Origin of the sequence: Kribbella sp. NPDC050820 (assembly GCF_040653975.1) — a bacterium.
Lineage (GTDB): Bacteria > Actinomycetota > Actinomycetes > Propionibacteriales > Kribbellaceae > Kribbella.
The window spans coordinates 1-7,547 of the sequence record NZ_JBFAHB010000144.1; the positions used below are offsets into that span (position 1 = coordinate 1).

Annotated in this window: 9 protein-coding genes; 6 read left to right on the forward strand and 3 right to left on the reverse strand. The window is 69.5% G+C overall.

What is annotated here, in order from left to right:
• Positions 1-260: 260 nt before the first annotated feature.
• A complete protein-coding gene (locus tag AB0H36_RS47490) occupies positions 261-1,406 on the reverse strand; it encodes a tyrosine-type recombinase/integrase (RefSeq protein WP_360538824.1) in 1,146 nt (381 codons plus the stop codon).
• 117 nt (positions 1,407-1,523) lie between these two features.
• Between AB0H36_RS47490 and AB0H36_RS47495 the strand changes: the two genes are divergently transcribed.
• From AB0H36_RS47495 to AB0H36_RS47510, 4 genes are all read left to right on the forward strand, one after another.
• Positions 1,524-2,666, forward strand: coding sequence for a hypothetical protein (locus AB0H36_RS47495; RefSeq protein WP_360538827.1), 1,143 nt, complete (start codon positions 1,524-1,526; stop codon positions 2,664-2,666).
• Positions 2,663-3,061 (forward strand): hypothetical protein, encoded by a 399-nt coding sequence (locus AB0H36_RS47500; RefSeq protein WP_360538830.1) that lies wholly within the window; start codon positions 2,663-2,665, stop codon positions 3,059-3,061. Before AB0H36_RS47495 ends, AB0H36_RS47500 begins: the two co-directional genes overlap by 4 nt.
• A gap of 10 nt (positions 3,062-3,071) precedes the next feature.
• Entirely contained in the window at positions 3,072-3,407 is a 336-nt protein-coding gene (locus tag AB0H36_RS47505) for a hypothetical protein (protein ID WP_360538833.1), read from the forward strand.
• A 308-nt stretch (positions 3,408-3,715) separates the two neighbouring features.
• Complete coding sequence (locus AB0H36_RS47510; protein ID WP_360538836.1) at positions 3,716-4,366, forward strand: hypothetical protein; 651 nt, start codon at positions 3,716-3,718, stop codon at positions 4,364-4,366.
• Here AB0H36_RS47510 and AB0H36_RS47515 read toward each other — a convergent pair.
• Positions 4,344-4,484 (reverse strand): SAM-dependent methyltransferase, encoded by a 141-nt coding sequence (locus AB0H36_RS47515; protein ID WP_360538839.1) that lies wholly within the window; start codon positions 4,482-4,484, stop codon positions 4,344-4,346. The two genes, AB0H36_RS47510 and AB0H36_RS47515, sit on opposite strands and share 23 nt — an antisense overlap.
• Positions 4,485-4,971: 487 nt before the next feature.
• Between AB0H36_RS47515 and AB0H36_RS47520 the strand changes: the two genes are divergently transcribed.
• Together AB0H36_RS47520 and AB0H36_RS47525 are read left to right on the forward strand one after the other, a co-directional pair.
• Positions 4,972-5,325 carry a hypothetical protein gene (locus tag AB0H36_RS47520; protein WP_360538842.1) on the forward strand — a complete coding sequence of 118 codons (354 nt, stop codon included), beginning with the start codon at positions 4,972-4,974 and terminating at the stop codon, positions 5,323-5,325.
• Positions 5,322-5,600 carry a hypothetical protein gene (locus AB0H36_RS47525; protein ID WP_360538845.1) on the forward strand — a complete coding sequence of 93 codons (279 nt, stop codon included), beginning with the start codon at positions 5,322-5,324 and terminating at the stop codon, positions 5,598-5,600. Before AB0H36_RS47520 ends, AB0H36_RS47525 begins: the two co-directional genes overlap by 4 nt.
• Positions 5,601-6,453: 853 nt before the next feature.
• On the opposite strand, the gene AB0H36_RS47530 is transcribed toward AB0H36_RS47525, so the two are convergent.
• The coding region (locus AB0H36_RS47530) for an MFS transporter (RefSeq protein WP_360538848.1) at positions 6,454-7,547 on the reverse strand (1,094 nt) is incomplete at its 5' end.

Sequence of the window (7,547 nt, forward strand, 5' to 3'; positions counted from 1 at the left end):
CACGTTCCTGGATGAAGTTCCGTGGCGGCGGCGCGGGAGACGGACATGCCGAGCTCGTCCAGCGCGCCGAGCAGCGTGTCGACGCGACCGTCGATCCAGCTCGGCTTCGGGGGTCATCGCCGCGTCCTCGGCCTTCTCGAGCGCGGCAATCGCGCGGTTGAGCGCTGACCACGTCTGGTCGGGATCTTGTCTGGTTGCGCGGGCTGTCGCGAGCCATGCGCAAGGTCATCAAACCGCAGCCCCTAGTTCACCAACGAAGATCACGCCAGTGGGCGAAGGTGGCGGGGGACGGCGGTCATAACACGCCCGAGGTCGTCGGTGATGGCGGCGACGCGTTGGTTTCTTCCGGCGTCGTCGATGTAGATCATGACGGTGCGGACATCGGCGTGGGTGGACAGTTCCTGGAGATCTTCGGCGCTGTGGCCGCGGCGCTTCTGGTCGGTGATGGCGGTCGCGCGCAGGGAGTGCGGGGTGACCTTCTCGGGCCGGGGGATGCCCGCGGCTCTGGCGAGGCGGCGCAGCATCCTGGTGACGTCGTGGCGGTCGAGCCGTTTCCCGGCGGCGTCGACGATGAGCGGGGACGGCCCAGTCCCGGTCCAGGGCGGGCGGGCTTCGAGGTAGAGGTCGAGGAGCTCGGCCACGGTGGTCTCGAGCGGCACGAGCTTGGTCTTCCCGCCCTTCAAGGTGACCGCGAGCCAGGTCCGTCGTCCCTCGTCGTGGCGGTCGGCGTCGTTCGCGGCGCACAGCCCGGACACCCGCAGCGCGTCGGTGAAGAGCAACCCGACGACCAGGGCATCGCGGACATCGCGCGCGGCGGCGAGCATCGCCATGACCTGGTCGGTGTCCAGGACGCGGGCCGAGGTGGCGCGGCGGCCGCGTTCGATCCTGGGGCGGTGGTCGTCGAGGGAGATCGGGGAGACGACGGGGAGTCCCCAACTGGCGGCGTACCGGTAGAGGCTGGACAGCGTCGACAGCCGCCGGGAGATGGAGGCGTCGGCGGCGCCGACGTCCTGCTGGCGGGTGAGCCACATCGTGACCTCGCCGCGGTGCAGGTCCAAGCCGAACCGTTCCCTGCCCAGGTCGCGGCGTGCCCAGTCGGCCCACAGCAACAGGTCGTCGGCGTACGCGATCCGGGTGTCCCGGCTGCCGCGCCGGGTGCCGCCGAGCCACAGCACGACCAGCGCGGTCAGCTCCGGTGTCAGCGCGCTGGCGAGCAGGTCGAGCCGGTCGACCAGCGGCGCGGCGCGGGGTGCCCGCAGCGGCCGCCGCTGCCCGAGGGTCCGCCGTACCGCGGCCTCGGTCGTCGTGTCCGGCCGGGCCAGCTCGACCGCCGTCTCGGCGGGGCGGAACACGAGCGGCGCCGGTCCGTCGGCGGCTGGATCGTCCACGATCCCAGAGTAGCGCATAACGGGGATTATGCGCTAGTTATCGTCTATAAAGTTCAGTCTATAAAGACTCTAGAATTGACTATATAGACGTAAATTTTATGGACCATATGGACGAAATCCAGTAGACTGAGAGGCATGACGAGTCCTTCGGATGAGGCCATGCCGGCCGATCGCGTCGGTCTGTGCGCGTTTCCGGGCGTGAACTGCCCCAATACGCCGGTCAGTGAGCCCGGTACGCCGGGCGCGCCGGGGAAGTACTGCTACGAGCTGGGGCCCGGCGGCGCGCGCGGGAACCAGGTCGTCCACAGCAAGGGCAACGCCTGGCTGGCCAAGGAGCGGATCAGGCGCGCGGCCACGGGCACGGGCGGCGGCGGGGGAGTCGTGGTCGACCGGGACAGCGCAGCGGCGCCGGTCTCGATGGCGCGAGCCACGTTGGAAGCGCAGCTGGCCGACCTGCCGGCGAAGGTGGAGAGCCTGCAGGCCTTCCTGTTGGGCGCGCTGGAAACGCTGCAGACCTACAGCGACCCCGAAGCCGCGGCCGCCGAGGTCGACCAGGTGCGTGCCGAAACCCGGGCGCAGCTGGCCGAGGCCGAGCGGTTGCAGGGCGAGGAGGCCCAGCGCCGTCGCGCCGCCGACCACCGCGCCGCCGCGGCCGAAGAGGCTCGCGACGAAGCCGACGCCGCCGCACGCCAGGCCTTCGCCGAACTGGACCAGGTCCGCACCGAGACCGCCGCGGCGCTCGAGGCCGCGCAGCGCGCGCAGCAGGATGCCGAGGACGCCAGGGAGGCCGCGGTGGCCGAGGCCGAGCAGGTCCGCGCCGACACCGAGCAGCGGGTCCGCGAGATCCAGCAGGCGGCGAACGAGGAGATCACGCAGGCGCAGCACGCGGCGGAGGAGGCGCGGAGGGCACAGGCGAGCGCTGAGGCCGAGCAGCACGCCGCCGAGCAGGCGGCCGCGACTGCTCGCGCGGCGTCGGAGCAGTTGCGGACCGAGCTGCAGGAGGCCCGGCAGCAGCACCGCACCGAGGTCGACGCCATCCGGCGCGACGCCCGGGCCGATCTGCAGCAGGCCCGCAGTGACCACCTGGCGCAATTGGAGGACCTGAAGCAGGCCCAGACCGAACGGGTCGACGCGCTGAACGCCGCGCTCCGGTCGGCGGAACAAGCGAACGAAACGCTGCGCCGCCAGCTCGCCGGCGACAGCGGCGACAGGCCGTCGAGTGACTCGGGCGGGCAGCGCCGCCGGCGGGGGCAGTCGACCGGCGGGGACCCGGAATGACCGCCCCGGTGCGGGGACGCCGCCGTACCGCGCGTGCAGCGGCGCATCGGCGCGCCCGACCGTGCCCGACGTGCGGCCACACGCCCATCGCAGCCGCCGAAGCCATCGAGCAGCGGCACGACCTGCAGGTCGTCTGGCTCACCGAGACCCCGACCGCTCCCGGGCACCTCACCACGCGCCGGTTCTGCGCCGAGTGCCAGCCCAGGGGAGCGGTCTACCCGATCGTCTGCCGGATCTGCGCCGACGGCCCGATCGTCACCGGGCCGCTGGCCGAGCAGGCCGCAGCAGGCGAGCTCCCGCCGGTGGTGGCCGACGCCCTCACCGCCGACGGGTGGCGCCAGGCTCGCGACGGCGACGGCTGGGTCTGCCCCCGGTGTGCCAGACCGGCGGGGTAGGACGGCGTAAGTGGCTCCACGTACGTCGAAGGCGCTGGCCGCCTGGACCGAGCTCAACGACCGCCAGCAGGGGCTGACCGCCATCTACGCCATCGAGCACGAGATCGAGGCGGAGCGGCGACAGGACGCCGCGCGCGGCAACTTCGACAGCGCCCCAGCGGCAGTCTGGCGCCAGATCGACTTCGCCCACGAACCGAGTCTCCGCGAGCTGTTCGGCTTGACTCGGCTGCAGTCGCAGTTGTCGAAAGAACGGTTGGGACAACCAGGCAACGGCGCCACGATGGCAGCCCTGACCGACCGCGGAGTGATCACGAGAGACACGCGGCGCACCACCCCTTCGGGCTGATGATGCACACCGTTGCCTTGACCCGAGCCGGCCGAGCTGCCGCCCGTGCCGGCACCACTCTGCGCACCGGCCCCGCGTCCAAGGCTGCGCTCAGCGAACGTGCATGGGGAGGTGCTGGCGCTTCTGTGGGGCCGCTGACCAGCGCGGCGAGAAGCTGGGCTTCTCGAAGACCATCGAGTACGTACTGATCGGCAAGCACGACCCGCCGCTCGCCGCCGACACAGGCCTCGCCTACGAGATCACCGACCGCGGCCGCGACTTCTACCGCGAGCACTACGCCACCCACGTCGCGGCACACCCCGACGTACGTGCTTCACACCCCGACAGGGGCCGACGTCGAACCCTGGCTGGCTGGCGCAGACGAGATCCTCACCCGTCACCAGCAGTACTACCGAGCGCTGTGCGCCGCATGGCGCCGGGCGGCCGACGACCACCAGGCTTCCGAGAAGGAGCTGGCCGGCATCGACAAAGCCGATCCGGACCCGCTCCTGCCTGCGGAGGCCGCCAGGCTTGCCGAGGAGCGCCGCAAGCTGTGGCAGGACACCGCCCGGCAGCGCATCGCGCTCGCAACCGCTCATGCCGACCTGCTGGCCGCTCATGCTGCGCGGGCTGCCCGGGACTACGCGGCCGTCGCGCTGGCTGCGTACCGGGCAGCCGTGGCGCACATCGATCCGCTCGGCCGGCTGACCGAGCCGGGCAACAGCGACGACTGGGACGAGCAGCGGCTCGCGCCGCCTCCCGAGACCGGAATTGCCGCCATCGACATCGAAGCCACGAAGCTGCGCGCGGTGGCGATGGGCAAACCCGTACGACGGCGCGGGCCCGCACCCAAGAAGCGCTCCCGTCTGTCGACCGCCGCGCCGGCCCGCTCCGTGCCAGGCAGCGACCTGGCCGCTCTCGCCGACTTCCTCCGGGGGCACCTCGTAGGCGGCGCACTCATCCGCCGCTTGCATCCGTGACCCGGCCCGAGTCGTCATCGTCGAGCAGCCCTTCGGCATGCAGGAGCACCACCGGATCGCGGTCGACGTACGCGACCCGCGCTGTCGAGTCGACTGCATGAGCGATCTCGCTGGTCATGCACCCCCGGGTCGGCCATTCCCGGGCCGCAGTCGATGAACTGTCTGATGCCGACGGCAACCAGCTACTTGACCGCATGGACCCTGAACGCTCTGCTCACCAGGGCGACCCGCCAGAACCCGGGGCTCACCTTCCACAGCAGATCCCGTACCTCGCGGTCGACGCGGTAGTTGTCTTTTGCCGCCCAGCAGGGGCGTCCCAGATCCTCGCGGAGTTCGGCCGGTACGCCGCCACACGGTGACCTGGGGTGTCGTGCGCCTCGGTGTCGCTGCTGAGCATCGGCTGCCTTTCACGGGTCGGCAGCCCGCAGGTAGCTGCTGACCGCGCGGCGTGGTGGGAGAGGTCATGGCTGTGCGCACAGGGGACCGCCCGGCCGTTGCGCGTTGCCCTGTGCATTTGACACGCCGCCCGGCCACCCCTCCGCCGCACGCCGCATCTCTTTCCAGCACACGCCCAGCTGTCGGGGTTGGCTCGGAGGAACGTCCGCATGGCGATGCCGTCGGCCCGGCCTCTGCACCTTGTCCGTATCGCGGATGGGTCAACCCTTGACCGGGGCAACCATCTCTATCGTGGTCCGGAGTTGGGTGCCAGCGGCCCCTTCCAGCACCCAACCTCCACTCCTGGCGCGCACGAGAATGGAAATGCAACAGTGAAAGCAGGGCGCGGCGGAATCGATGCCGTCGCGGATCCCCGCGCCCACTCCAGCGGGTCCGCGCTCGGCCTGACGGGTTTCGAGGACTTCAACGAGAGGATCAAGAAGCCTGGCAGCTTCACGCTGCCGAACGCCGCCATACGCGTGATCGTCGCGGCCGCCACCGTGATGGTGTTGGTGCTGCGATGATCCCGCACCGCATCGGCGAGTTGTTCCGTCACCGCGACGTGACCGGTACGAGCGGCACCGGGGTCGTTGCCCAAATCACCCAATTCAGCAATGGCATGGTCGCGTTGTGCTGGCTCGGCGAGCATCCCAGCGTGTCGGTGTGGGACAGCCTCGAAGCGCTGCTGGCGATCCACGGCCACGACGGGGCGACCGTCATCTACTGGGATGATGGCGCGATCCAAGAGGCTGCGGACCACACGTTCGACATAAGAAAATCCCCGGCCAGCCGAAGCTGACCGGGGACCCCTAGTGAGTGCTCACTTCTCCCACGTTCCCTTCTGCGTAGTCCGGGTCGTCGACCGACACCAGTTCGGCGATGTGGTCGTCGACCTCAGCCTCGGTGCCCTCGTACGGGCAGTCGTTGTACGGCCGGCGCGCATAGTTCCCTCTCTCTCTCTCTCTCTCTCTCGACCGTGAGCCGGGTCGACTCGAGGAGAGTCGTCAACATCAGCAACACCCCAACGTTCAAGGCGTCATGGCTGACCTACAGGCTCCGTTGGTGAGCCGCTGTCAGCTCAGACAGCGACCTTGCCGTGGCCTGTTCCACAAACGGTCGCCGCCGAGTTGTTGGACACTCCGCCTTCGCAACACGTTTTTCGACGTTCACCTCGGCGTGTCCGATCCGGATCTGTCGATGTTCGAAGTCGGCTGCACAGTTGACCGAACTCGGCTGCACGGACACCCCGTCCCGCTCCACGCAGAGCTCCAAACCCGAGAACCTGCCGAGCTCCGGACGCTAGTACAGACGACTTCGGTACACCGCCACGACTCGCACTCGCCTGCACAGCAACCTCCACCAGCGGCCGACCTGTGCAGACGACTCCGAACATCGACAGCCACCGACGCCGATCGGCTGATCCTGCAGTTGAGAGGGTTGCCCGGGTAGCAGCAGGACATCTAGGCCGCCGTATTCGATCGCGGCGTACAAGCGCTCGAGCCTGGAAGAGTGCCGGCCGTCCGGCAACGCCACCGGACGGTCGGCACTCGCATTAGAGGAGTGCGCCGAGCGGGCTCATGCGGCGGATCTGCGTGAGCGGCCACGGCAGGGCACGCAGGGCTGGTGAGGCCGCGGGCAGGTTGCTGCATCGGTCAGACGAGTGCCCGGTCTGGGCGGGTACGACCACGTTGTAGCCGCATGGCGAGCAGGATGGCGGCGATGAGCAGGGTTGCGGTGCCGGGCAGGGTGCCGGCGAGCAGCATGCCGGCGCGGGGTCCGAAATGCTGGACGATGATGCCCAGCAACGGGCCACCGATGGCGATGCTGCCGAGGTAGACGAGTACGTAGATGCCCACGATCCGTCCGCGGATGCTGTCGTGGGCGGCGAGCTGGACGGTGGAATTAGCCGAGGTCTGCAGCAGAAGGGTGGCTGCGCCGATGCCCGCCAGCAGCGCGCAGAAGATGAGCCGGGAGGGCGCGACCGCCGCGACAACATAGAGGGCGGAGAGCGCTGCTGCGAAGAGCATCAGGGTGCGCAGTCGCGTGCGGTGTAGGCGGCCTGCGATGAGCGCGCCGATCAGCGAGCCAACCGCCACGATCGCGGTGAGCTGTCCGTACCCACCGGCACCGGAGTGGTACACCGACTTGGCGTAGACGGCCAGCGTCACCGTCAGGTTGCCGGTGAACATTGCGAAGAGGCCGACGAGAATCGTGGGCCAGAGCACATCTGGCCGGCTCACCGCGTAACGCAGCCCGGCGCGTAGCTGCCCGCGCTCGGCCGGCGCCAGCGGGAGCGCATGCAATTCGGCGGTGCGTATCCGGGTCAGCGCTACGAGGGGCACCGTGTAGCAGGCCGCGGTAACGAGAAACGACCAGCCCAGCCCGACCGTGCTGATCAACAGGCCGCCGATCGCCGGACCGACCAGCCCAGCGAGGTAGATCACCGAGGAGGTGATGCTGATCGCGTTGCGCAGCTGGGCCGGTCCGACCATCTCGGTGATGAACGCCTGCCGGGCCGGGTAGCTGAGCGCGTCCACGATGCCGAACCCGACTGCGATCAGCTGGACGTGCCATGCCTGCACCACCTGCGAGAGCGTGAGGCCGGCCAGCAGGATAGGCAGGGGGATCCACCCGACATAGCTGATCAGCAGTGTCAATGTTCGTAGTCGTCTGCACACATGACTGAAGTCGTCTGCACAGGCACTGGTCGGGGGGATCGACGCCAGGATCGTCGAACCGCCAGCGG